The organism is Thalassolituus sp., assembly GCF_984348125.1.
Genome location: NZ_CFHJLR010000003.1, coordinates 236,232 through 259,065, shown reverse-complemented (window position 1 = coordinate 259,065; position 22,834 = coordinate 236,232). Strand labels below are relative to the sequence as shown.

Below are 22,834 nucleotides of genomic sequence, written 5' to 3'. Positions count from 1 at the left end.
TGGCTCTGGCTCTGGCTCTGGCTCTGGCTCTGGCTCTGGCTCTGGCTCTGGCTCGTCGTCGGCAAAAGTAAACGCGAACGATTGCGGGGCAGGCTTTTCTTCAGTTGTTGTATCTACGGCGTCTTCGCTGACTATGCCAGATACCGTTTCGGTCGCAGCTTCTTCGCTTTGAGCAGCGCTTTTTGCTTCTTCGGGCTCGCCGACAAAGTAGTCGGTGGCGTTAAACACCTGCAGGCAGGAACCACAACGGACAAAGCCGTTAGCTGCTTCCAGCTGCTCATCGCCAACCCGGAAGCTGGTCTGACAATGAGGGCAACGGGTTACCTGCGTAAACAACATCATTTTCAGCGTTTTTTCCCTGTAAGTACGACCCAGTCGCCTTCTTGCTCCGGTGCGTTCATATCAAACCACTGGCCGTAGCACTGACTGATGGTTTCGGCTTGCTCTGCCAGCAGACCTGAGAGGGCGAGTTTACCACCACTACGTGTCAGCCCGGCAATGGTTGGCGCTAATTGCTCAAGCGGACCAGCCAATATGTTTGCGACCATAATATCGGCCTGCAGTTCAGGCGTATTCTCTGGCAGATATATTTCATATTGGTCACGACTGATCCCATTGCGGTTAGCGTTGTCTTCTGTCGCTAACAGCGCTTGTGGATCAATATCGGTACCTGCCATATGGCGTGCGCCCAGCAGCAGAGCTGCGATGCCAAGAATCCCGCTGCCGCAGCCAAAGTCGACAACGAGTTCTCCGCCTTCCACTTCACGATCCAGAAACTTCAGACACAGTGATGTGGTTGGGTGGGTGCCGGTACCAAAAGCCAGGCCCGGATCGAGCATCAGGTTGACTGCATCTTTCTGCGGAGGCTCTTTCCAGCTCGGACACACCCAGAGCCGCTCACCGAATTGCATTGGGTGGTAGTTATCCATCCATTCGCGAACCCAGTCTTTGTCTTCGAGGATCTCGATCTTGTGGCGCGGCAGCTCAGTTTTGGCTTTCAGAGAGAACACGGTGTTCAGTTCTGCACTTAGCTCAGCCGGGTCTCGTGTGGCCTCGAACAGGCCAATGACACAGGTTTCATCCCAAACGGGGGTGGTGCCCAGTTCGGGTTCAAGAATTGGCTGATCTGCGTCGTCTTTGAGGGTAACGGACAGCGAACCGCACTCCATCAGAGTGTCTTCAACTTTGCTTACGAGCTCGCTGTGAGTATGAATGCGGATCTGGATCCAGGACATGGTTAAGCGTTTACCTGTGTGATTGCAGCCTGAAGCGCCAGCTCGTAACCCTGTACGCCCAGTCCGCAGATGACGCCCTGAGCGATGTCCGACAGATAGGAGTGCTGACGGAATGGCTCACGCGCGTGCACATTAGAGATGTGAACTTCGATAAAGGGGATCGCAACGCCAGCGAGTGCATCGCGAATCGCCACGCTGGTATGAGTGAAGGCACCGGGATTGATGAGAATAAAGCAGGTGTCGTCGTCGCGTGCAGCATGAATCCGGTCGATGAGGATGTGCTCGGCATTGCTCTGCAGCTGTTCCAGCTCATGTCCTGCGGCTTTTGCTATTGGCCCCAGTGTTTGCTCTATGTCTGCAAGCGTGGTCGAGCCATAAATATGTGGCTCGCGGGTGCCGAGAAGGTTCAGGTTTGGCCCTTGCAGAAGGAGTATGCGTGACATGGTTGTATCCAGATGCGTGTGTTTCTGCTGCGAGTTTGCCGAAAAAGCGCCGCAGCGTCCAGCGGGTGGGCATTGAGCGGCCGATTGCCGGCGAAAATGCTGGGAACGTCTATAGTTTATACAGCCCCTGATTCTGGTCTGTTGGGCATCCACTGTTCACCTGAGTCTGGCATTACTGTTAATGAAGCTGAAACGTCTGACAATCGCCTTGTCCGGAAAGCTTTTCTGGAGTTCGCTGCTGATATCAGCAACGCTGGTGGCAGACGTGAACCAGTGGGTTCCTGAGGACTTGGTTGCGCGTGCTGAAAAAGAATATGACTACAGTGCTGGTCGCCGAATAGAAGACTGGCGCCGTATGATGGAGCGGGTAGCGAATTACCCAGAAGACAGAAAACTTGAAGAGGTGAACTACTTCTTCAACAAGCGTGTACCTTTTTATAACGATGATAAGCACTGGGGCAAGATCGACTACTGGGCGACTCCCTATGAGGCACTGGGTACCAATGGTGGCGACTGCGAAGACTACGTAATCGCAAAGTATTACACCCTGTCTAAAATCGGGGTGGATGTCTCAAAGCTGCGTATCACCTATGTTAAGGCGGTGCGTTTGAATCAGGCACATATGGTACTGACGTATTTCCCCACCCCTGATGCCATTCCTCTGGTGCTTGATAATCTGATCAATCAGATACGTCCTGCCAGTAAACGTCCGGATCTTGATCCGGTTTACAGCTTCAATGCGAATGGAATGTGGCTCGACAAAATGAAGGGGCAGGGGATACTGTTGGGAGACCCCAACAAACTTGATTTATGGACGGACCTTCGGGTCCGGATGAATAACCTAGGTATGGACTTATAAGCTCATGACACTCAGACAACAATTTTCTCTACTCGCCAGTCTGCTGGTCGTCGTGTTGCTGGCAGGAAACCTGGTCGTTACCGTGATCAACGGGCGAGACTACTTTGAGCAACAACTCAACGGGCGTGCGTACGACGCGGCTACCTCGCTGGCGTTGTCTATGTCGCAGATTGATGCGGAAGACTCGGTGCAACAGACTCGCCTGATGGACGTACTGTTTGATCGTGGCTTCTTCGAAGACATTACTTTCGCCCGGACCGACGGTGAAACTCTGCATCGCCGTGCACGCGAAGCGTTCAGCAGCGGCGGTGCGCCCGAATGGTTCCAGAAACTGGTACCGCTTGAGCTTATTCCGGCCGAAGCCGATGTTACCCGTGGCTGGCAGCGCCTCGGGACTGTGACTGTGATCAGTCATGCAGACTTTGCGTATCGTGACCTGTGGAACATGATCAGCGCAGAAATGATCTGGTTTGCCTGGGTGCTTCTGATTGCTCTGGTGGCACTGCAACTGCTGTTGCGGCTGTTGTTCCGGTCACTCGTGCGCGTAGAGAAACAGGCGCTGGCAATATCTGAACGTGATCTTCAGGTACAGGAAAACATACCGCGCGCGCGTGAACTGCGTCGCGTCGTGGAAGCCATGAATAAGATGGTACGTAAGCTTCAGGCGATTTTTGCCGAACAGGCAGAAATGACCGAGCGCCTGCGCGAAGAGTCATACCTCGATGCGCCGACTGGCCTGCTTAACCGTCGGGGCTTTGATCAGCAGTTTGGTCACATTCTTTCACGCGATGATGAACACAGTGGTGTGCTTGTCATTATGCAGATTCAGAACTTTACTGAATTCAACCTGAATGCCGGTCGTCAGGCCGGTGATGATCTTCTGGCTCTGCTGGGTAAATCGCTGGAGCAATGGCGTACCGATTACCCACACAGTCTGCTGGGCCGTCGCGCTGGTGCTGATTTCTCTCTGTTTGTGCCATGTGCTGACCGCACTCAGGCTGACGATATTGTGCAACAGGCGTTCAGTCTGATGAGCGTGTCGGCCCTGTCTCAGCGAAATGAGCTCTGTTTCCACATGGGCGCCGTGTTCCTGCAAGGGGATCAGGATGATCCTGTGGATGCCTTCAGCCGCGCTGATGCTGCATTACGTCAGGCGCAGCGTCAGCCGACCGCTAAGTATCAGTTATACCAGCGTAGTGATTCTGAGTTTGATGAATGGACCGCCGGTGAGTGGCGTACCTTGTTGAATACCGTGCTCGAAGAGCAGAGTATTCAGCTGCAATACCTGCCTGTTATTTCTAACCACGATCAGAAACTGCTCCAGGTAGAGGTTTTCAGTCGTGTCAGCTGGCAAGGGCAGACGTTATCTGCGGCCCGCTTCTGGCCGATGGTTGAACAGCATCGACTGGCCGCGCGTTTCGACCTGGTAGTGATCGAGAAAGTGTTTCACTCAATGGATGACCTCGATAAAGACGCCGAGCCGGTTCGCTTCTGCATCAACCTGTCGCCTGCCTCGGTGCTGGATGAGAGTTTCCATCAGTCATTGGCGGAGCTTCTTGCACGTTACCCACAGCAGGCCCGCCGTATCGCGCTTGAAGTACCTGAGTTTGCACTTTATTCTGCGGAGCACGCGATAGCCCGACTTGCACTCAAGCTTCAGCCGTTTGGTGTTGATGTGGGTATTGATCAGGTCGGTACCGGTACTATGGCGTTCGCCTACCTTCAGCGCTTACCTCTGGCGTATGTACGTATTGATGGAAGCTTTAACCGGGGTGTTCACCTGGCTCAGGATCATAAGTTCTACATCCAGAGTATGGTACAGATTGCCCATAACCTGGATCTGTTGGTGCTCGCGGAAGGGCTGGAAGAGGCACCAGACGTCAATGCAGTTCGCCAGACTGGTGTCGATGGTCTGGGTGGTTATTACTTCACCAGACCTCTCGACAGCCTGGAAGATGCCGTGAGCTGGCGCCCAACAGTGTGACCTTCAGTCATCTGTGCGACAATCTGCCGCTCTGAAAACTGAAGCAAATGCCGTATCCTGATGCACCTTCTGCCCCGTGCGGGCAGAAAGGTGATATTGGTTGCAATTAAGGCTGTCTGCTATGAAATTCTGTCTGAAACGTGTGTGTGGATCTGTTCTCCTCACCGTTGCTTCATTTTCCGCTACGGCGGAGTCTGTACTTGTCCACGATCCTTATGTTCGTGAACCCGTTCCGGGTCGGAGCATGAGTGCAGCCTTTATGACACTGACTAACACCAGTGATCAAGCACAGCGGCTGGTGTCGGTCTCTGCTCCGTGGGCCAGCTCGATAGAGATCCACACTCACCTGCATGAAAACGGTGTTATGAAAATGCGTCAGATCGAATCGCTCGAAGTGCCGGCAGGAGAGAGCGTAACTCTGGAGCCCGGTGGTCTTCATCTGATGTTATTCGGTCTGAAAACGCCGCTGAAAAGCGAGCTGCCTATGACCTTTTGTTTCGATAACTCAGAGTGCGTAGCACACACAGCACGTTTATTTTCTCCGATGTGAAACAGCTTTCGTAAATACTGATCTGAATCAGTTTTCAGCGAGAAATAGACACTTAGTTATTGTTTGCCGCTGGCCATAAGCTGGCGGCCTTGAGTATGGTCGGCGCTTACGATCGTTATGCCGGAAAGAGTTGTCATTCTCTATGAATATTCGTTTTATCAATTTCAGCCTTTGTGTCCTGTCTTTGTTGCTGCTGGCGCCTTTTTCAGCCACGGCGACTGCGGAAACGCTGGCAGTAAAAGATCCGGAACATACGACCGAGTTGCTGCAGCGGTTTGATAACATCGTTGCCGACCCAGAGGCCCGCCAGAAGGCCAATGCAGAAGGGCAGGAGCGCGCGCAGTTCTGCTTTCGTTGCCATGGCAAAAACGGTAACTCTGTACGTGATTACGTGCCGAATCTCGCCAGCCAGAACCCTGCTTATCTTTTTACTCAGTTTGAGAAATTCGCCTCAGGCACACGTAAAAACTACGTGATGAGTAAACTGGCAGAAATTCTGAGCGCCGACGAGCGCGTCGCGGTGGCCGTGTACTTTTCAGATAAGCCAGTGATTCCTCGTGATAACCGGCCCGAGCCCGACATGAAGGGCCAGCAGGTATACCAATCGCTGTGCTTTGCTTGTCATGGAGATAAGGGACACGGCAGTCATACGTATCCCCGCATTGCGGGTCAGCCCTATGAATTTCTTGAGAAAACACTGCTGAAATTCAAGCAGGGTGATGAGTCGAGAAAGAACTCTCCGATGACTGCCGTCGTCGGAAATCTGAGCGATGAAGATCTCAGGGCCGTCGCACGCTGGGTTGCGAATATGCCCTGATGGTATCATCCGCGCTGTTTAAGAATTTCAGGGGCAGCGCGGATCATGGCATCAGCTTCACAGCAGACACATTGGCAGTTCTGGGTCGACCGGGGCGGTACCTTCACCGATATTGTCGCGTTGACGCCAGATCAGCAGGTGCTGACGTATAAACTCCTGTCAGAGAATCCTGATCATTATGCAGACGCTGCCGTTGAAGGGATTCAGCGTCTTCAGGCTCGCCATCCGGATTTACCGACCGATATTTCGTCAGTGCGTATGGGCACGACTGTCGCGACCAATGCTCTGCTTGAGCGCAAAGGAGAGCCGACGGTTCTTTTGATCAGTAAGGGTCTCCGGGATCAGCTGGATATTGGTTATCAGACTCGCCCTGATATTTTCGCGACCCATATTGATTTGCCTGAGCCTCTCTACGACCGTGTGTATGAAGTGCCTGAACGGGTTCGCGCGGATGGAACAGTGGACTATGCGCTGGATGAAGAGGCTACACTGGTTCAGCTTCAGGAAGCCTATGATCAAGGCTTCCGGTGCGTTGCCGTTGTTCTTATGCATGCGTATCGCCACCCAGCGCATGAGAAACGCATACGGGAAATAGCCCAGCACATTGGTTTCTCACAGATCTCACTCAGTCATGAAGTCAGCCCTTTGGTGAAAATTGTCCCGCGTGGTCAGACAACGGTCGCGGATGCTTATCTTTCGCCTATTCTGCGTCGCTATGTCAATCAGGTTGCCGACGCTTTGTCAGCTTCTCAGACCGTGGATCTGGAGTTTATGCAGTCTAACGGGGGGCTTACTAAAGCGGAATTATTTCAGGGGCGCGATGCCATTCTGTCCGGGCCTGCGGGCGGTGTTGTCGGCATGGTGCGAACCGCTGAGGCGGATGGTTTTGATCGCATCGTCGGGTTTGATATGGGCGGGACGTCCACCGATGTCAGCCACTACGCTGGGACACTTGAGCGGGAAACCGAAACCGTTGTGAACGGTGTACGTTTACGCGTCCCTATGATGAATATTCATACGGTCGCGGCCGGTGGGGGATCCGTCGTTCGCTTTGCCGATGGTCGACTGCAGGTCGGCCCCGAGTCTGCCGGTGCCTACCCGGGCCCAGCTTGTTACCGCAACGGCGGCCCATTAACTGTTACTGACTGCAATCTGTTGCTTGGCCGGGTTAACTCAGAGTTCTTTCCGTCCGTGTTTGGCCCTCAGCAGAACCAGCCGCTGGATCTGAATACAGTACAGGAAAAGTTCTCTGAACTGGCGCAGCAGGTTGAGAGAGCAACAGGGCAACCCTGGACACCAGAACAGCTCGCCGAAGGGTTCCTCAGTATCGCTGTAGAGAATATGGCGGGGGCGGTAAAGAAAATCTCAGTGCAGCGTGGTTATGACGTACAGAATTACGTCCTTAGTGCGTTTGGCGGAGCAGGTGGTCAGCATGCGTGTTCTGTGGCCGCGGCACTCGGAGTCAGTAAGGTCTACCTGCACCCGATGGCCGGGGTTCTATCGGCCTACGGTATTGGCATCGCCGATCAGCGCTGGCTGGGTGAAGAGGCGGTTGAGAAAGAATTGTCTATCGCTGAAGCCGAGCTTAATGTTCGCGTAAAAAAACTTTTGGCTACGAGCCCGTTGGACGGGGACTACACGGTTCGTGTTTACCTGAGATACGAAGGCTCGGATACGCCACTGCTGGTCGATTGGCAAAATGCGGTGGAGGCTAAAAAGGCGTTTGAAATACAGCACAAACAATTGTTTGGTTTTATATACCCAGAAAAATCGCTGCTGCTTGATGCGCTGCAAGTAGAGGTCACTGTAAGCGGCGAGACACTGCCTGAAGCTAGCTTACCTGACGTATCTGTTGATGACGTAAAAATGCGCTCAGTGATTCAGTTATACGTTCAGGGAAGTTGGCATCAGGTCGATGTTTATGATCGATCCGACTTACCTGAAGGCTATAAAGGCTGCGGCCCATTATTATTGACTGATCAGAACTCAACACACTTTATTGAGCCAGGCTGGCAGCTCGAGGTGCTGGCAAGCGGTGCGCTTGTTCTTGAAAAACGAATCAACGAAAAAGCAGTTCAGGAAGAGGCGATTAACGCGCCTGAAATTAAGAAAACTGCAGCAAACTACGACCCAGTGACGCTTGAGATATTTAATCACCTGTTTATGTCAGTCGCTGAACAAATGGGTTTTGTCCTCGAAAAAACAGCCAGCAGCGTGAACATTAAAGAGCGTCTCGATTTTTCGTGCGCTGTCTTTGATCGTCAGGGCGAGCTGGTGGCCAATGCACCACATATTCCCGTTCATTTGGGTTCCATGAGTGAAAGTATTCATGTCGTGATGCGTGAGCATAAAGATATGCAGCCGGGTGATGCCTTCGTATTAAATACCCCATACAACGGTGGTACTCACTTGCCGGACGTGACTGTGGTGAAACCCGTATTTATTGACCAGGGTGAATGCGCTGACTTTTTCGTCGCGGCACGCGGTCACCATGCTGATATTGGAGGCATTACACCGGGCTCTATGCCCGCTTACAGTCAGCATATCGAAGAGGAAGGTGTACTGTTAGATAACCTGGTGCTTATGCGAAGCGGAGTATTCCAGGAGTCTGCACTTCGTGAAGTACTTTTATCTGCAAAATATCCAGCCCGTAACCCGGATCAGAATATTGCCGATCTGATGGCTCAGCTGGCGGCCTGTGAAAAAGGCGCAGAAGAACTGAAGCGACTTTGTCAGCAGTATGGAGCAGCGATGGTTCATTCCTACATGATCTATGTGCAGGACAACGCTGAACAGACATTGCGGGATTGCCTGGCTGATTTGCCATCGGGAAGTTTCAGCTATGACATGGACGATGGGACGCGCTTTAAAGTCTCGGTCGATGTTGATAATAAAAATCGCACCGCATTGATTGATTTTAAAGGTACCGGATATCGCAAAGGCCAGCCAATGCACCCTGGCAACTTTAATGCACCGACGTCGGTGGTTAAGGCGGCTGTTCTCTACAGTTTCCGCGTACTCGTTAATAAGCAGATGCCTCTGAATGCAGGGTTTTTCCGACCATTGGAAATCAGAGTACCTGACGCGTCGATTATTGCGCCGGAATATCCGGCTGCTGTGGTATCAGGCAATGTCGAGACAGCTCAATACCTGGTGGATTGTTTAATGGGGGCGCTTGGTTTGATGGCTGGCGGGCAGGGAACCAATAATAATCTTACGTTCGGTAATGAGCGCTATCAATATTACGAAACACTGTGCGGTGGAGCGGGAGCAACAGAAGACGGGGCGGGGGCAAATGCAGTGCATACGCACATGACCAACTCCCGCCTTACAGACCCTGAAATTCTGGAGCAGCGCTACCCCGTTGTACTCGACGTCTTTCATGTTCGCCAGCTAAGTGGCGGCCGCGGAGATCATGCTGGTGGAAATGGCGTTGAGCGTCATATTCGCTTCCTTGAACCCATGACCGCCAACATCATCAGTGGCCATCGTTCGGTGCCTACGTTTGCATTGAATGGTGCTGGTGAAGGCAAAACCGGTCTCAACTTCGTACTACGTCATACTGGCCAGATAGACTGGCTGGAAGGTTGCGCCGCGATGGACGTAGCGGCGGGCGATACCTTTTGTATCCATACACCGGGTGGTGGTGGTTGGAATAGCCAAAGCAGTTCTTAACGTGACCCGCGGCAGGTTTCCGGCACTTGGGCGGCGACGAAGTAGTAGCCTTGCCAAATCTGTTTTTCGCCTTTGAACGCAAAAAACTGCACAGCCTGATTGCTGTAACAGGCGCGGAATTTAATGCCACGTGTGGAATACCCTTTGATGCTGGCGACTGCCAGCTCAGGGAGCTCTTCTGCGTTCACGTAGTAAAAAGTAGCATCGGTAAGTTGGTTTACGAAGCGGCGGTCTTTTTGCAGAGGCTTACACTGCTCGGACGAGGTGGCTCTTGAAATAACGGTTATCGAGCGGCTATGTTCCTGATCAGAGACCTGGTGCAGAGTGAACTCATCGCCTATTTTCAGATTTTCGTTGTGGATGGCGAGGCAGCTGCCAGTTACCCAGCCAAGCTTTTCGGCCACCTCGTTTTTGCGTTCAGGAGAAACGGTGACACAACCCGAGAGAAGTGCGCTGATTAGAGCAGTGATAAATAGAGCGGTGGTCACAACCTGGCGCGGCATAGCAAATCCGTAACGACTTGAAACAGGCTCTCCACTATACAGTAATTAACCTGGCAGTAGAGAGCACGACGTTGTAAAACGGTACGGTGTTCGGGCGAGGTTAAATCGCCCGGATAACCTTAAGAAAGGTCTCTGGTTCGGGGCGTACACGGTAGTTATCTGTTTCATGGGTCCAGACAACAGTCCCTTGTTTGTCGGTGAGCGTGAATGCTGGCAGAGGCTTGCCCACCGTGAGAGACTCGCTCTTCAGGCGGCCGTAGCGGGAGTACCAGTAGACGTATAAAAGAAAACCTACGTAGCTGATCAGGGCTAGGCTCAGTGGAAGCCAGCTGTCGCCTGATGAGCCCCAGGCAGTCAGAGCGACGCCAGCGGCAATCGGCACATGGGCCTCGGGCAGATCTGCACTGGTGCGAGCCATCACAGGTTTGACCATTAAAAATCCGATAACCAGTGCCATGGGTGCGGCCGATAAGAGCACGCCAGCCCACGTCAGAACATCATGACCTTGCAACAGTTTCCAGGCTGCATAGGCTGCGATCACAGAAGCAACGGCCAGATAAATAGAAACGTAAGCGGCTTTTAAGCGGTTGAGCAGTACTTTCATCGGTCAGGCTCGTAGACGACCAACGCGGTTAAACAGGCCACGGTAGGTCATCAGCCAGAGCACGTCGACCAATGACCAGAAGCCCTGATCCTGACGACGTGGTGCTTTTCCTTTGCCCATGCGATGCAACTGGCGTTCGTACCAGGAGACTTCCATCAGAGCCATTTTGTCGATCATTTTGACACCGGTTTTGATAGGACGCACCACGCTGGTGAAATCTTCACCGCTCAGAATGCGTTTTACCAGATCGGGCTCAACGCACAGTGGGCGTCCGAGGCCAACGAGATCGCATGCGCCAGATTCTACGGCAGCAGCCATGCCCTCTGATGTGCGGAATCCGCCGGTGACCATCAAAGGGACATCGACCTTACTGCGTAGCATTTCAGCAAACTCAAGGAAGTAGGCTTCGCGCAGCTTGGTAGATTCTTTTACTGGCTCGTCTTTACCCAGTTTTTTATTGTGATGCTCGCTGCCCTGAGCCATCGCGGGTGTTTCGTACGTGCCGCCTGAAATTTCAATCAGATCAATGCCGAGCCCAGCGAGCGTGGTCGCTACGGTCGCTGCATCATTCTCATCAAAGCCACCGCGTTGAAAGTCTGCGGAGTTCATTTTAATGCCGATACTGAAATCTTTACCGGTCGCTTCGCGCATCGCTTTATAGACCTCGACAACGAAGCGCATACGGTTTTCTATCGAGCCACCCCACTGGTCTTCACGCTGATTGTGGTGGGGTGAGAGAAATTGGCTGACCAGATAACCATGTGCGCCGTGAATCTGAACGCCGTCAAATCCGGCTTGTTTGGCTAGTGCAGCGGCATTGGCGAAGCGCTTGATGCAATCCTGAATATCGTCTTCGGTCATCGCTCGTGGCGTACCGAAGAAGGCCTGCATCTCTTTGCGGAACGGAATCGCACTCGGTGCCATAGGGTCGCTGTTCAGCATCTTGGGGGTCTGCTTCCCCGGATGGTTGAGCTGCATCCAAACAAGGCCTCCCTGAGATTTGGCAGCCGCAGCCCAGGCTTTGAGCATGTCCATATCACGATCGTCTTCCAGAACGACATTGTTAGGTTCACCCAGATGACGACGGTCGATCATCACGTTGCCTGTGAAGCTCAGGCCGGTGCCTCCCTCTGCCCAACGCTGGTAGAGTTTGGGCAGGGCTTTGGTCACCCGCAGGTCGACGCTTCCCAGAGTTTCACTTAATGCTGACTTTGCGAAACGATTCGGCACAACACTCCCGTTTGGAAGGGTGAGTGGCTGTCCGAGGGTCTGGCTGGCGTTCATGGTTGGCTCCTGTGAATGACCAAGTTGAGAAACAGCTTGCACTATACGGTGAAGAGAACTGTAAATTGGTGTTATTTTGAGCCAAACTCGGGTAGTGTCAGTAACAGAAAGTAACCAGCGGTGCGGGTTGTGCCAGATTATCATTGGTATTGTGTCTTTCTGGAATATAAGAACTAACCTGTACAGACAATCTCTTTTCGGGGTCTTTGCGAAGCCGATGAGTAAAACGTATCTGCAAGTTGTCACTGGCCTGTTTCTGGGGCTACTCAGTATCACTGCGTCTGCGTTATCGGATGCGGAGTTCAGAACGTCTCTGGAAGCTGCTCGTCAGGGGCAGTGGAATAAGGTTTCTGAGAACGCATCGGATCATGTGCTCGCCCCTTATATTGAATACCATCGTATCAAGCGTAACCTGCCTGATGTATCTGCTGCGGATGTCAGAGCCTACGCTACTGAAAATGCGGATTCGCCTCTTTCACGCTGGATTGTACGCCATGCAACACTGACCTACGGTGCTGCCCGTAAATGGGACGAAGTTCTTTCTCTGAATGAATACGCACCGGCTGATGCCCCGGGGCGCTGCATTTATTACCGGGCGAAACTGATTAAAGATCAGGCGGCAGCTTTCGATGGCGGTCGTCAGTTGTGGCTTAGCGGAAGCTCGCGCCCTGAGCAATGCGATGACCTGTTCAAAGCCATGCTGAGCCGTGGCGAAATTAATGAGCAGGCGATCTGGCAGCGCGCTGTTCTGGCACTGCAGGCTGGTAACCGAAGCTTATCTGATTACCTGCTGCGTAAGTTGCCAGCAGAATGGAAGGTTGCCTCAAGTACTTTTCGCCAGTTGCGTTCGTCACCAGAGAGGCTCCTGACGCTGGATAAAACCTTTCCTGACGGCGTAGAGCGTAGTGACATGGGATACGCAGTGCTTGCTTATCTGGTGCGTCGCAAACCCGCGGACGTTGCCGAGCTTTATCCGCAACTGTCCGAAGCGGGAGTGCTGAGTGAAGCGCAGCTCGCGCGCCTCGGGAATATGTTAGCTGCCCGCAGTTACAAGTTCGATGCGGAGGAGCGTCCTGATATCGTCGACCAGCTCCTGTCCGACCTGGGCGATGGCAACCTTATTGGCCCCGTACTTCGTGAAGCGATCGCCCAGTCTGACTGGGACGCCGTGCTGGCCTGGACTGATAAAGTGCAGGGCAGTGAAAGAGAATCTGGATACCACATGTACTGGCGTGGTCGCGCACTGGAAGCGCTTGGGCAATCTGAAGCTGCTCATCACGCCTACACGAAAGCCGCCTCGGCCCGCGAATTTTATGGCTTTCTTGCAGCAGAAAAACTCGCTCTGCCTTATGAGCTGAAACAGACAAAGACCAGTCTGCAGGAAGGGCAGCTCGAAGCCGTTGCTGATTCACCAGCTATTGCCCGTATTCGTGCTCTCTGGGCTATCGGTGAAGAAGGGCTGGCGGCCGATGAATGGAATTTCACTCTGCTGCGTCATCCTTCTGATACGCCTGTGTATGCCGAGCTGGCGAAGCAGAATGGCTGGCCAGCATTGGCAGTGCAGGCGACGATTTCAGGACGCCACTGGAACTTGCTGGAGCATCGCTTCCCGCTGGCGTATCAGGATGAGTTCAGCCGTTGGGCAGAAGAGTATGACCTCGACCCTTCCTTGTTGATGTCAATCGCCCGGCGAGAGAGCGCCTTCAACCCTCATGCCCGCTCTCCTGTTGGTGCGCGCGGTCTGATGCAGATCATGCCGGCGACCGCGAAGCAGGTAGCCAGAGAGAAGAATCTGGTTTTACATGACGTCAATGAAGACCTGATGGACTATCGCACCAACATCCCGCTGGGCAGTTACTATGTTCGCTCTCTACTGGAGCGTTATCAGGGGAACCTGATTGCAGCTCTGGCCGGCTACAATGCTGGCCCACACAAGGTCGATCGCTGGCTGAAAGACGCGCCGGTGGCTTACGACCAGTTCATTGAAAGCATCCCGTATCGTGAGACCCGTGACTACGTCAAAGCCGTACTTGCATACCGCGTTATTTTCAGCAGTTTGAAAGGCAAAGAAGTAACGGCGGTCCTTGATCCTGACGAGCGTGTGTTTACCCAGCAGTTGTCGCAGGCTGATTCAGCGACCCCTGTGCGTAACTGAGCTCTGGCCCGTTCATATAATGAACCTGCCTCAGGTTTCATACCTGAGCATCATGGTCGGGATTATGGTAGACTGCCGCCAGTTTCAGTTAATACGAACAGTGAGAGACAGACGCTATGGATATCATGCAGGTCATTAAAGATCAGATCGAAAACAACGACATCCTTCTGTACATGAAAGGTTCACCGAACCAGCCACTGTGTGGCTTCTCTGCCCGCACCGTACAAGCGGTTATGGATTGCGGTCAGAAGTTTGCGTACGTTGATGTGCTGTCTAACCAGGACATTCGTGCGAACCTGCCTAAATACGGCAACTGGCCGACTTTCCCGCAGCTGTGGGTAAAAGGTGAGCTGATCGGTGGTTGTGACATCGTCACTGAAATGTACGAAAAAGGTGAGCTGAAGACTCTGCTTGAAGAAGCGGCACCAGCTGAGTAAACACCGCTTACAGAGCCGGATATCTGATCCGGTATACGTAACGCAAATAAGCCCGCTTGATGCGGGCTTTTTTGTTTCTGGAATCCAAATCTAAACTAAATACCCGGGCGGACTGCCCGGGCGCTCATTGGATCAGAAACTATAGCGTCCAGTGAGCTGAGCATAGCGTCCCTGTGCTTCATAACCAGGTACAGTTTCGTACTCTCGATCGGTCAGGTTCTCGATGCGAGCAGTCAAACTGAAGTCCTGGAAAGCCTCCCAGGTTGCACTGAGGTTGAGCAGAACGAACGGAGCGATATAGCCGCCGGATCTCGATGGTGCCTGGCCTCGGTACTGGCTCTCAAGTGCACTCGATAGCTTGCCCGAAGTCCAACGTACATTGAGCTTGGTTGCACGAATTGGACGACGCTCAATCAGATTTCCAGTGTCTTGATTCCGAGCTTCGGTCCACTCTTGAATCAGCTCACTGTTCCACGCGTCATCCCAGTTCTGAGCCCAGGTTACGCTCGCAAAATTAACGTAGCTTTCACCTAGGTTAACTGGATAAAACGCACTGTTTGATACGATCTGATTGTTAAACAGGCTGCGCTGACCACTCACTGTGACAGAACCGCCAGCTGCAAAATTATCGTATGCGGCTGTGTAATCGACCGACCAGATGCGTGATGTTTCCGCCTTCAGATCTTCGTTTGAGTAATCGCCGAAGTCGCTTGCTGGATAGTAGAGGTCGTTAAACGTAGGAGCGCGGAAGGCTGTAGCCTGTCCGAAAGCCAGTTCCTGGTTGTCGGTCAGATAGAAGGCAACAGAGGTGTTAAACGAGCGGAAGCGGCCGTAGTTGCTGTTGTCGTCGATGCGAGCGCCAATTTCAGCGGCCAAGCTATCGCTGCTGTAACGAACTCCAAGTAATCCGCCATGGTTGCGCTCGTTGTCTGTGTCGTACTCAACAGGACGCGTGAGTAGTTTAACCAAGCGAGTATCAGCAGCAGCCAGCAGGCTGACATGTTCAGTCAGACCAATAAGGGCCGTGATTTCTGCAACATCTTTGCGGCTACCAAACAACTGAGCATCGCCGCTGCGAGTAACACCGTTACCGTAGTTCCAGCTACGATCGTAGCCTCGACCGGCTCTGGCATTCAGCAGCAGGCCGTCAGTATTCAATGTGTAGCCGAGGTTCATAGCGCGATTATCGAAGTCGGCTTCGTCAGTACCGCCAAAGCTGTTGTCGTAGTCGTAAGATCCGCGGTTCACCTGAGCATCAAAATTTACGCTCTGCTGTTCCGAGATTGCATAACCGACACCGGCATTCAGACCGTTACGCTCGTAGCCATCGCGATCATTCTCTGTGTCGTTATTAATGTCGTAACCAGCTGAACGATCATGGTTTAAATTCAGGTAGGTGTCGACATCGCCAAACTGGTGACGTGTACGCAGTGAGACAGCTTTCGTCTGGTTGGTGCCAACTGTTGCAGCCACTTCGTTCAGTGAGGTATCGAGACGTGTGATGATATTGATGACACCGGCTTGCGCATCCGCACCATATATAGCACTGCGGCTGCCTTTAATAATTTCGATACGTTCGATCTGCTCCAGCGCAATTAACTGGACTTCTGTGGTACCGGAAGTGGCACTTCCGACACGCTGCCCATTCACCAGAAATAGTACCTGCTTGCCATCGAGACCATTGATATAGAGGTTCGAAGAGTGAGGTACTCCTCCTGTTTTTGAAAACTGGAAGCCAGCTTTGCTCGCCAGTAAAGAGTACAGGTTGTTGGCACCTGACGTCTCTATATCGTCACGATCCACTACAACGATTTGTGCACTATTGATGGAAGGTGCTGCAATGCGGTTAGCGATAGTGACGACATCGTCCAGGGTGTTTTCTGCGTATGACACTGTGGCGGTCATTAGTACGGCCGCAGTAAGGAGTGATTTTTTCATCATGATTCCGAATGGTTTTAATGGGCAACCAGTCGGCGGGAAAGAATAGGCGAAGGAGAGCCCTGGAGCTCACTTAGCACCTGTATCGCCCACCGCAATACTGTTGGTTCGGATTCAGGCCGGTATCCGGGCTGACGACTGAAACCCTGAAGTTCAAAGGATTTCCGGCATTGATGCCTTCCCATGCTATGCACAGTGGCGTTGTATCAATACCTGGTCGATCACCGTTGCGGGGGCAGCGCTGGGTTTGTTGTGAAACTCACCAGTCTTCCCGTTTAACTTCTGTCTGGTGGACAGAGGCACCTGAATTGCGGTGGAGAGTACTCGTGGTGGCCGATTTGGTCAAGTTGTGCGCAGGGCAGTCATCGGTTTTCTTCGGCGGGAAGGCACAACACAAAGCAGGCTCCGCCAAGCGAACTGCGCTGATAACGGAGGCGCCCCTGATGGTGTGATGTAACGATAAAATACGATACCGACAGCCCCAGACCTGTGCCGTCTCCGACTTCTTTGGTTGTATAGAAGGGTTCGAAAATATGCGGTGCGACATCCGCAGGGATGCCCGGCCCATTATCTTCAATTTCCAGGCAGGTCATGTTGTTCTGACGGCTGGCTTTGATTTTCACCTTAGGGTGCCAGCCATCGCCGCCATCGTATTCTTCCAGCGCCTGTTGAGCATTGCGCAGCAGGTTCAGCAGTACCTGCTCAATCTCACTCGGCACGCAGTGTATCTGGGCATCGCCTGCGGCCTTGTCGATATCTAGGTCTATATGTTTCAGCGACAGGTCGTTGTGGGCGATATTCAGTGTGGTATTAATGAGTTCAGTGATGCCGATGTCGCGTTTCTGGAGGTGATCGTTACGGGAAAATTGCAGCATATTGGCAACAATACGTGCCGCGCGTTCACCAGCGTTCTGAATATGGTCAAAGAACTGATCAATGCCTCTTCCTGTTAGGTACTGATTCAGAAGCTCCATACTTAACCCGAGTTCGTCAGCAAGGCGCTGGTTCGCAGCCAGGCTCGGATCTAAGCGACGTCGTGTATTCTGCAGGTTTTGCAGAATGGCCCCAAGCGGATTATTAATTTCGTGGGCCATGCCGGCAGCCAACCCACCGACCGTCATCATTTTTTCGGTCTGTACCATGACTTCTTCCATACGCTGACGTTGAGACACATCGTCGATACGTATTACCAACCGTGCCTGCTGCCCGCTATGCAGAGGATAAGCGAGTACGTCCGTGACCAGAACTTTTTCTGCAAAGCGTATTTTGACGCGTTCAGATTTCACCAGATGGGGTGTTTCGCCGGGGTGCGTTGGCATCAGATTCAGCTTGCCCAACTCAGGTATCAGCTGCGCCAGAGGCAGGCCATTGAGTTGTGAATACTCCATGTTCAACCAGTCACCGGCCTGCTCGTTGCACTGCACGATCCGATTACGGGAATCAAGCGCGAACAGGGCGGTGGGCATGGAGTTCAGGATACCGTCGAGCAGTGTCTGAGTGTTTTTCAGCTGCACTTCAATACTACGGCGGACGGAGACCTCTTTCGCCAGGTTTTCGTTCATCTGGCGGGTTTCCGTCGATAATCGTGTTGCGCGTAAACGGGCATGTTCTGCTTGCTGATGAGCTGTTTTCAGGTGCTGAGTGCGTTGATTGCGGCGCCAGAAAAGATCGTTCAACGCCTCGATCAGGGGGTGAAGGTCAGGATCTCTGAGTTTCAGGGTAATGCGGCCATCGTCGTCGCGAGTGTTGGCTTCCCGAATGTCTTCAAGCAAATGCATGTAGGGGGTCTGCTGCCACTGCCGGGTCATCAGATACAACATAAATACGAGCATCGCTGATAAGGTAACGATAACCAGGCTGGTGCTCAGGGTGTCCATGTAAAAGAAGCCTGGCAAGGAAACATCGTTCCTGATGAATAAATCGAACTCGTCTCCGAGAATGGCAAAGCGATATTCAAAGTAATCCTCTGGGAGAGGCTGAGCATGAAGATTGGACGCCAGAAGCGTGGGGCCTTCGCCTGAGTGGCTGTGCGCCAGACGTTCTCCACGCTCGTTGTAAAGCCCAGCCTCCTGAATCTGGTAGTGCTGTGCCATGTGATACAGGGTGGTCTGTATGGCCTGCAGCTTACCGGGAGAGGCTGCCATCTGGGCTTCAATGATATGCCCCATGGTGCGTGACAGATCAGGCGCCAGATGTTCGCGGCCAATGCGTTCAGCGGCAATAACGTAGGCGAGGGTTGCGACAAGGATGATGCCTGAACAAACCAGTACCATGGCGAGCATCGATTTCTGTCGCGCCAACATCATATGAACCGGTTTCCTTTGCTGTGCATTACCATGCTGCCTCCAGGGCAGAAATTGATTGGTACAGACTTTCCGTCAGCGGTGCATTCAGCCCATTTTGTTTTGCATGCTGCAGTAAGTACCCACAGATATAAGGTAACTCAGTTCGGCGTTGATGCAATACATCCTGAAAGGTTGACGATTGATTCTGAGCCGTTGCTTCAGCCACTTTTGCTGCCTGTTGCTGAATATCGAAACCGGTCTTCCAGTTCAGTTCTTTAAATAGCGTCGCTACTTCAATACTGAGGGCTTTGAAGTCGCTGTGTTTTCCGGTACTGGTCAGCAGTTCACCATTACGACAGCGATAGTGTGCAGTCAGTGGATTGATGATGGCATTGATGGCCAGCTTCTCGTGCAGAACCTGTTTTATATCGGTGGCCAACTTCATGGAAGGTGGGAGTTGAGCCTTGGCGGTTTCCCCTGACAGCTGCCAGCGACCTGCCACTGTCTGCCCCTTGCCAGCGTAGATTACGGTTCCGCTATCCGCCTTGTAGGCGCCTTCTGTGGATGAAGCTACCCAGAGTTCAGCGCTGATTCTATTCTGTTTTAACCATGCAGAAGCTTCTTCCTGCTGACCCATTCCGTTCTGAAGCAGAAGAATCCGGGAAGTGTTTTTAAGGTGATCTTTAAGATCACTGAAAATCTCTAATGTTGCAGCTGCCTTGGTTGTAATAATCAGCCAGTCGGCCTCTTCGCCACGCCAGAGGGGAGCGGAAAACGTGTCGACTTGGGGAGGGGTATCTGAGGCGCTGGCGGATGTTTGTAAAGAGAACTCTGTCTGTTGCCGGCGGTTGTGCGTAAAGAGCGCCTCAAAGCGACAGTGCCATGCTATCAGTGTGCCCAGAGCACCAAGACCCGCGACTACAATACGCAGGCGCTCGGTAGAACTCTGGGGGGTATGAATATCGATATTCGTCATAGTCCGATTATATGACTACTGATTCACAACGTCCTTACTTTCTGGCTTGTCGGCGTCTTCCGCAGTGTCAGCGGGGGCAATGGCATCGTTTTCTTCGCTGTCGGCGGAAGCATCATCAGTCAGAGTATCAGTGGGAAGTTGATTTTGTGGAGACTCACTGAGTGAATCCGCAGGCGACCAGAGCGCACTCAGTTTATCGAGAAGCGACTGGGGGTGATCTGCGGGAATCCCTCGCAACCATAACGGAATGGTGTCTTCATCTTCGTCCAGCAGGTCGGCAATGGTTTCATTGGAGAGCTGGCGTTTTTCAAGTAACCAGGCGACCAACGGCATCAGGCGCTGGTACTGTCGTCTGAACGATGAGTCCTGCAATGATTCCAGAGTAATCCCAAAGCGGCCGGCGATGAGTTGCAGAGCGTCGTCCCTCAGTCGCTTCAGTTCATTTGCGCTGCGTCCGGGTTGATTCATTTCAGCGCGTGCCTGCTGTTTCTCAGCCAATGCGGGGCGACCAAACAGAAGAAATTCCGGGTGGTTGCTTTCATTGAGATTGAGCTGCGTCACGTGCGTTGTATTCATAAGTGATTCGTAACGCAGCGAGCGGTTGTGCCGGGTCTGACAGAGCTGATTGAGCATGCGTCCACAGTCGATCCAGCCTGGCGGATTCAATGAGCGATAGTGATGATCGCTGCTCCACGAATACATGCTGGCATCAGGTACCAGATTTCTGCTGACAGGTAGCTGGTGGAGGGTAATGATGAGATCAGCGAGACACGCCTGCTCGTCAACGAGAACCGGACTGACCTCTTCTGAAATGACGGCCTTATGGGCCTCCCAGAGGCGTTCATGTTGGTCGGTGAATTCATCTCGGATGTCATCGATTATGCCGGGCCAGTCACGCTGACAGTCTAGTACGCAATGAATCTCGTGATCAAAGAATACGTAGGCGAGAAGTGTAGAGCCCTCGACATTACTCAGCAGCTTGGCGGCATAGTTATACTCGAAGACAGAACGGAATATCGGCTGTTGTCGGGCTCCGGTCAGCCGGAAGTAGTAAATTCCCGGTCCATGCAAAGTTTTCTGACGATTATCCATGCGTTGCTCTCAATATGCCTGTTCAGCGACCTGGGCTACTCAATGCCTTGAATAGTGGTGCAGATATGCTTTAAGCCTAGTGCGTTTAGCAACTTTCGCCAGTCTCCGGGCGGGGCGTTTCTTTGCAATATCTCAGACAGCGCGGTATATATGGCGACATTTACAGGAGACCCGATATGCCATCCTTTGACGTAGTATCAGAAGTAGATAAGCACGAAGCACAGAATGCCGTTGATCAGGCGAACCGCGAACTGAGTACCCGTTTCGATTTTCGTGGTGTCAGTGCCAGCTTTGAGCTGAAAGATTTTGTCGTCACTATGATCGCTGATAACAACACTCAGCTTGATCAGATGAAATCCATGCTCATCAGTGCCATGATCAAGCGCTCTATTAAGGCGAACTGCCTTGAATTTGCTGACCCTCAGGGAACTGGGAAGCAGGTGAAAATTCTGGCGACTATGCGCCAGGGTATTGATAAAGATCTGGGCCGTAAAATAGCCAAGATGATTAAAGACAGCAAAATCAAAGTTCAGGCCAGCATTCAGGGCGATACAGTTCGTGTGCAAGGCAAGAAACGCGATGATCTGCAACAGGTTATGGCGATGCTTCGCGGTGAGGAATCCATTGATATGCCACTGGCATTCAAGAACTTTAAAGACTGATATTTATGAGCGGGATGCCGCTGGCGCAGTTGTTGCGCGAACCCCGGCTGCGGATGATCTTTCTGTTGGGCATCTGCAGTGGTTTTCCCTGGGTTCTGATTGGCTCGGCAATGACTGGCTGGCTGACTGATGCAGGTTTGTCCCGTACCAGCATCGGGCTGTTTGGTTCCATCTTCTTCGTGTACGCCATTAACTTTCTCTGGGCGCCGCTCGTCGACGGTTTTCGGCTGCCTGTTTTCAGGCGTTTAGGTGACCGCAAATCCTGGATTGTGTTTCTGTTGCTGGTAATGACACTGGCATGTTGGGGTATCAGTCAGATTTCTCCGCAGGCCAGCATGGTCTGGTTAAGCATACTGGCAATGACTATTGCTCTGGCATCAGCGACCTGTGACATAGCCATTGATGGATTCAGGGTAGACAGTTTCGATCCTGAAGCTGAAGAGGCCCTTATTCCCTATGCCGCGGCGTTTGCTACCAGCGGCTGGTGGACGGGGTACAGCTTGCTTGGTGCTGCGGCGTTTTATATGAAAGGTCTGTCGTCGATGGACTGGGCCGATGTGTTTTTCTATCTGGCCATGTTTTGTCTCTTTATTACCGCGTTAGTGACGGTATTAGTGGAACGAGACAATCGCCGTCGCGAAAAACTCGAGAGTCGTGTTTCTGGCCTGAGCCTAAGCGCACAACTTCAATTCACCCTGATTGAACCTTTCCGGGCGTTGCTCAGCCGTTATGGCAGTACGATAGTACTTTTACTGCTCTCTTTCTTGTTTACGTTCAAAATGGGCGAGGCATTCCTTGGACGTATGTCGATTACCTTTTACAAGGAAATTGGCTTTACCGATGCTCAGATTGCCACCTATTCGAAGATGGTGACCTGGTGGGTGACCATCGTTTTCAGCCTGATAGGTGCGTATTTTAATCAGAAACTGGGTATTTTCAGGGGGCTACTGATCGGTGGGTTGGCGATGGCCGGAACCAATCTCCTGTTTGCGTGGATTGCCGTTACCGGGCCGCTGGAGAGCCTCTATCTGTTTGCGGTGATTGCAGATGGATTCACCAGCGCATTTGCGACCGTGGTACTGGTCAGCTTCGTAACTCTGCTGACAGACAGAGTGTTTTCTGCGACTCAATACGCCTTGCTGGCGTCGATCGCGAATTTTGGCAGGACGACAGTGTCAGGTGCCAGCGGTTATGTGGTCGATTACCTCAACGGTGACTGGGCGACCTTCTTTGTATTAACCACCCTGATGGTCTTACCGAGCCTGGTGATTCTCTGGTGGTTGATTCGTCTGTTGCAGGCTCGCAACTTCTTGTCCCGTGACTGAGAGCGTGGTT

The 22,834-nt window shown here is 52.5% G+C and carries 19 protein-coding genes and 1 riboswitch; of the genes, 9 read left to right on the top strand and 10 right to left on the bottom strand.

Annotated features, from left to right (window positions below; translation table 11 throughout):
• The 3 genes from AC5E51_RS03805 to aroQ form a co-directional block, all read right to left on the bottom strand.
• A partial coding sequence (locus AC5E51_RS03805; RefSeq protein ID WP_491778146.1) for an MJ0042-type zinc finger domain-containing protein occupies positions 1-342 on the bottom strand: 342 nt, incomplete at its 3' end.
• Between the two features lie 2 nt (positions 343-344).
• A complete protein-coding gene (gene prmA / locus AC5E51_RS03800) occupies positions 345-1,235 on the bottom strand; it encodes a 50S ribosomal protein L11 methyltransferase (RefSeq protein WP_301378022.1) in 891 nt (296 codons plus the stop codon).
• 2 nt (positions 1,236-1,237) lie between these two features.
• A complete protein-coding gene (aroQ, locus tag AC5E51_RS03795; RefSeq protein WP_068443942.1) occupies positions 1,238-1,678 on the bottom strand; it encodes a type II 3-dehydroquinate dehydratase in 441 nt (146 codons plus the stop codon).
• Between the two features lie 181 nt (positions 1,679-1,859).
• Between aroQ and AC5E51_RS03790 the strand changes: the two genes are divergently transcribed.
• The 5 genes from AC5E51_RS03790 to AC5E51_RS03770 all read left to right on the top strand — a co-directional run bounded on the left by AC5E51_RS03790 (position 1,860) and on the right by AC5E51_RS03770 (position 9,563).
• Complete coding sequence (locus tag AC5E51_RS03790) at positions 1,860-2,537, top strand: transglutaminase-like cysteine peptidase (RefSeq protein ID WP_491778145.1); 678 nt, start codon at positions 1,860-1,862, stop codon at positions 2,535-2,537.
• Positions 2,538-2,541: 4 nt separating this feature from the next.
• Positions 2,542-4,521 carry an EAL domain-containing protein gene (locus AC5E51_RS03785; protein ID WP_076515151.1) on the top strand — a complete coding sequence of 660 codons (1,980 nt, stop codon included), beginning with the start codon at positions 2,542-2,544 and terminating at the stop codon, positions 4,519-4,521.
• Positions 4,522-4,642: 121 nt separating this feature from the next.
• On the top strand, positions 4,643-5,071 hold the full coding sequence (locus AC5E51_RS03780; RefSeq protein WP_068443947.1) for a copper chaperone PCu(A)C: 429 nt from the start codon (positions 4,643-4,645) through the stop codon (positions 5,069-5,071).
• Between the two features lie 142 nt (positions 5,072-5,213).
• Entirely contained in the window at positions 5,214-5,888 is a 675-nt protein-coding gene (locus AC5E51_RS03775; RefSeq protein ID WP_084188776.1) for a c-type cytochrome, read from the top strand.
• Positions 5,889-5,933: 45 nt separating this feature from the next.
• Positions 5,934-9,563, top strand: a complete 3,630-nt coding sequence (locus tag AC5E51_RS03770) for a hydantoinase B/oxoprolinase family protein (RefSeq protein ID WP_491778144.1) — start codon at positions 5,934-5,936, stop codon at positions 9,561-9,563.
• Here the strand turns inward: AC5E51_RS03770 and AC5E51_RS03765 are convergent.
• From AC5E51_RS03765 to AC5E51_RS03755, 3 genes are all read right to left on the bottom strand, one after another.
• The gene (locus AC5E51_RS03765; RefSeq protein ID WP_068443954.1) at positions 9,560-10,066 is read right to left on the bottom strand and encodes a hypothetical protein; all 507 of its coding nucleotides are present in this window, start codon (positions 10,064-10,066) and stop codon (positions 9,560-9,562) included. The genes AC5E51_RS03770 and AC5E51_RS03765 overlap by 4 nt on opposite strands.
• A 100-nt stretch (positions 10,067-10,166) precedes the next feature.
• On the bottom strand, positions 10,167-10,670 hold the full coding sequence (locus tag AC5E51_RS03760) for a hypothetical protein (RefSeq protein ID WP_491778143.1): 504 nt from the start codon (positions 10,668-10,670) through the stop codon (positions 10,167-10,169).
• A gap of 3 nt (positions 10,671-10,673) precedes the next feature.
• Complete coding sequence (locus AC5E51_RS03755; RefSeq protein WP_068443957.1) at positions 10,674-11,954, bottom strand: NADH:flavin oxidoreductase/NADH oxidase family protein; 1,281 nt, start codon at positions 11,952-11,954, stop codon at positions 10,674-10,676.
• A 217-nt stretch (positions 11,955-12,171) separates the two neighbouring features.
• On the opposite strand from AC5E51_RS03755, the gene AC5E51_RS03750 reads away from it, so the two are divergent.
• Complete coding sequence (locus tag AC5E51_RS03750; RefSeq protein ID WP_491778142.1) at positions 12,172-14,109, top strand: transglycosylase SLT domain-containing protein; 1,938 nt, start codon at positions 12,172-12,174, stop codon at positions 14,107-14,109.
• Between the two features lie 116 nt (positions 14,110-14,225).
• Positions 14,226-14,546, top strand: a complete 321-nt coding sequence (gene grxD / locus AC5E51_RS03745; RefSeq protein WP_068435309.1) for a Grx4 family monothiol glutaredoxin — start codon at positions 14,226-14,228, stop codon at positions 14,544-14,546.
• A gap of 132 nt (positions 14,547-14,678) precedes the next feature.
• Here grxD and AC5E51_RS03740 read toward each other — a convergent pair whose 3' ends face one another.
• The 4 genes from AC5E51_RS03740 to AC5E51_RS03725 form a co-directional block, all read right to left on the bottom strand.
• Positions 14,679-16,484 carry a TonB-dependent receptor domain-containing protein gene (locus AC5E51_RS03740; RefSeq protein ID WP_301378027.1) on the bottom strand — a complete coding sequence of 602 codons (1,806 nt, stop codon included), beginning with the start codon at positions 16,482-16,484 and terminating at the stop codon, positions 14,679-14,681.
• Between the two features lie 100 nt (positions 16,485-16,584).
• A riboswitch (cobalamin riboswitch) is annotated at positions 16,585-16,806 on the bottom strand.
• Between the two features lie 40 nt (positions 16,807-16,846).
• Positions 16,847-18,790, bottom strand: a complete 1,944-nt coding sequence (locus tag AC5E51_RS03735; RefSeq protein WP_491778141.1) for a two-component system sensor histidine kinase NtrB — start codon at positions 18,788-18,790, stop codon at positions 16,847-16,849.
• A 25-nt stretch (positions 18,791-18,815) separates the two neighbouring features.
• On the bottom strand, positions 18,816-19,745 hold the full coding sequence (locus AC5E51_RS03730) for a ketopantoate reductase family protein (protein ID WP_491778140.1): 930 nt from the start codon (positions 19,743-19,745) through the stop codon (positions 18,816-18,818).
• 15 nt (positions 19,746-19,760) lie between these two features.
• Entirely contained in the window at positions 19,761-20,837 is a 1,077-nt protein-coding gene (locus AC5E51_RS03725; protein WP_488046388.1) for a hypothetical protein, read from the bottom strand.
• Between the two features lie 176 nt (positions 20,838-21,013).
• Here AC5E51_RS03725 and AC5E51_RS03720 point away from each other — a divergent pair, with 176 nt between their 5' ends.
• The gene (locus AC5E51_RS03720; protein ID WP_068443969.1) at positions 21,014-21,499 is read left to right on the top strand and encodes a YajQ family cyclic di-GMP-binding protein; all 486 of its coding nucleotides are present in this window, start codon (positions 21,014-21,016) and stop codon (positions 21,497-21,499) included.
• A 5-nt stretch (positions 21,500-21,504) separates the two neighbouring features.
• Entirely contained in the window at positions 21,505-22,824 is a 1,320-nt protein-coding gene (locus tag AC5E51_RS03715; RefSeq protein ID WP_068443971.1) for an MFS transporter, read from the top strand.
• Positions 22,825-22,834 lie beyond the last annotated feature (10 nt).

Bases quoted from the DNA above. Each gene is read 5' to 3' on its own strand.
- AC5E51_RS03780 (WP_068443947.1), top strand. From the start codon at position 4,643: ATGAAATTCTGTCTGAAACGTGTGTGTGGATCTGTTCTCCTCACCGTT.
- AC5E51_RS03765 (WP_068443954.1), bottom strand. From the start codon at position 10,066: ATGCCGCGCCAGGTTGTGACCACCGCTCTATTTATCACTGCTCTAATC.
- grxD (WP_068435309.1), top strand. From the start codon at position 14,226: ATGGATATCATGCAGGTCATTAAAGATCAGATCGAAAACAACGACATC.
- AC5E51_RS03720 (WP_068443969.1), top strand. From the start codon at position 21,014: ATGCCATCCTTTGACGTAGTATCAGAAGTAGATAAGCACGAAGCACAG.
- AC5E51_RS03755 (WP_068443957.1), bottom strand. From the start codon at position 11,954: ATGAACGCCAGCCAGACCCTCGGACAGCCACTCACCCTTCCAAACGGG.
- AC5E51_RS03715 (WP_068443971.1), top strand. From the start codon at position 21,505: ATGAGCGGGATGCCGCTGGCGCAGTTGTTGCGCGAACCCCGGCTGCGG.
- AC5E51_RS03740 (WP_301378027.1), bottom strand. From the start codon at position 16,484: ATGAAAAAATCACTCCTTACTGCGGCCGTACTAATGACCGCCACAGTG.
- AC5E51_RS03725 (WP_488046388.1), bottom strand. From the start codon at position 20,837: ATGGATAATCGTCAGAAAACTTTGCATGGACCGGGAATTTACTACTTC.
- AC5E51_RS03770 (WP_491778144.1), top strand. From the start codon at position 5,934: ATGGCATCAGCTTCACAGCAGACACATTGGCAGTTCTGGGTCGACCGG.
- AC5E51_RS03775 (WP_084188776.1), top strand. From the start codon at position 5,214: ATGAATATTCGTTTTATCAATTTCAGCCTTTGTGTCCTGTCTTTGTTG.
- AC5E51_RS03790 (WP_491778145.1), top strand. From the start codon at position 1,860: ATGAAGCTGAAACGTCTGACAATCGCCTTGTCCGGAAAGCTTTTCTGG.
- AC5E51_RS03785 (WP_076515151.1), top strand. From the start codon at position 2,542: ATGACACTCAGACAACAATTTTCTCTACTCGCCAGTCTGCTGGTCGTC.
- AC5E51_RS03735 (WP_491778141.1), bottom strand. From the start codon at position 18,790: ATGATGTTGGCGCGACAGAAATCGATGCTCGCCATGGTACTGGTTTGT.
- AC5E51_RS03750 (WP_491778142.1), top strand. From the start codon at position 12,172: ATGAGTAAAACGTATCTGCAAGTTGTCACTGGCCTGTTTCTGGGGCTA.
- AC5E51_RS03730 (WP_491778140.1), bottom strand. From the start codon at position 19,745: ATGACGAATATCGATATTCATACCCCCCAGAGTTCTACCGAGCGCCTG.
- aroQ (WP_068443942.1), bottom strand. From the start codon at position 1,678: ATGTCACGCATACTCCTTCTGCAAGGGCCAAACCTGAACCTTCTCGGC.
- AC5E51_RS03760 (WP_491778143.1), bottom strand. From the start codon at position 10,670: ATGAAAGTACTGCTCAACCGCTTAAAAGCCGCTTACGTTTCTATTTAT.
- prmA (WP_301378022.1), bottom strand. From the start codon at position 1,235: ATGTCCTGGATCCAGATCCGCATTCATACTCACAGCGAGCTCGTAAGC.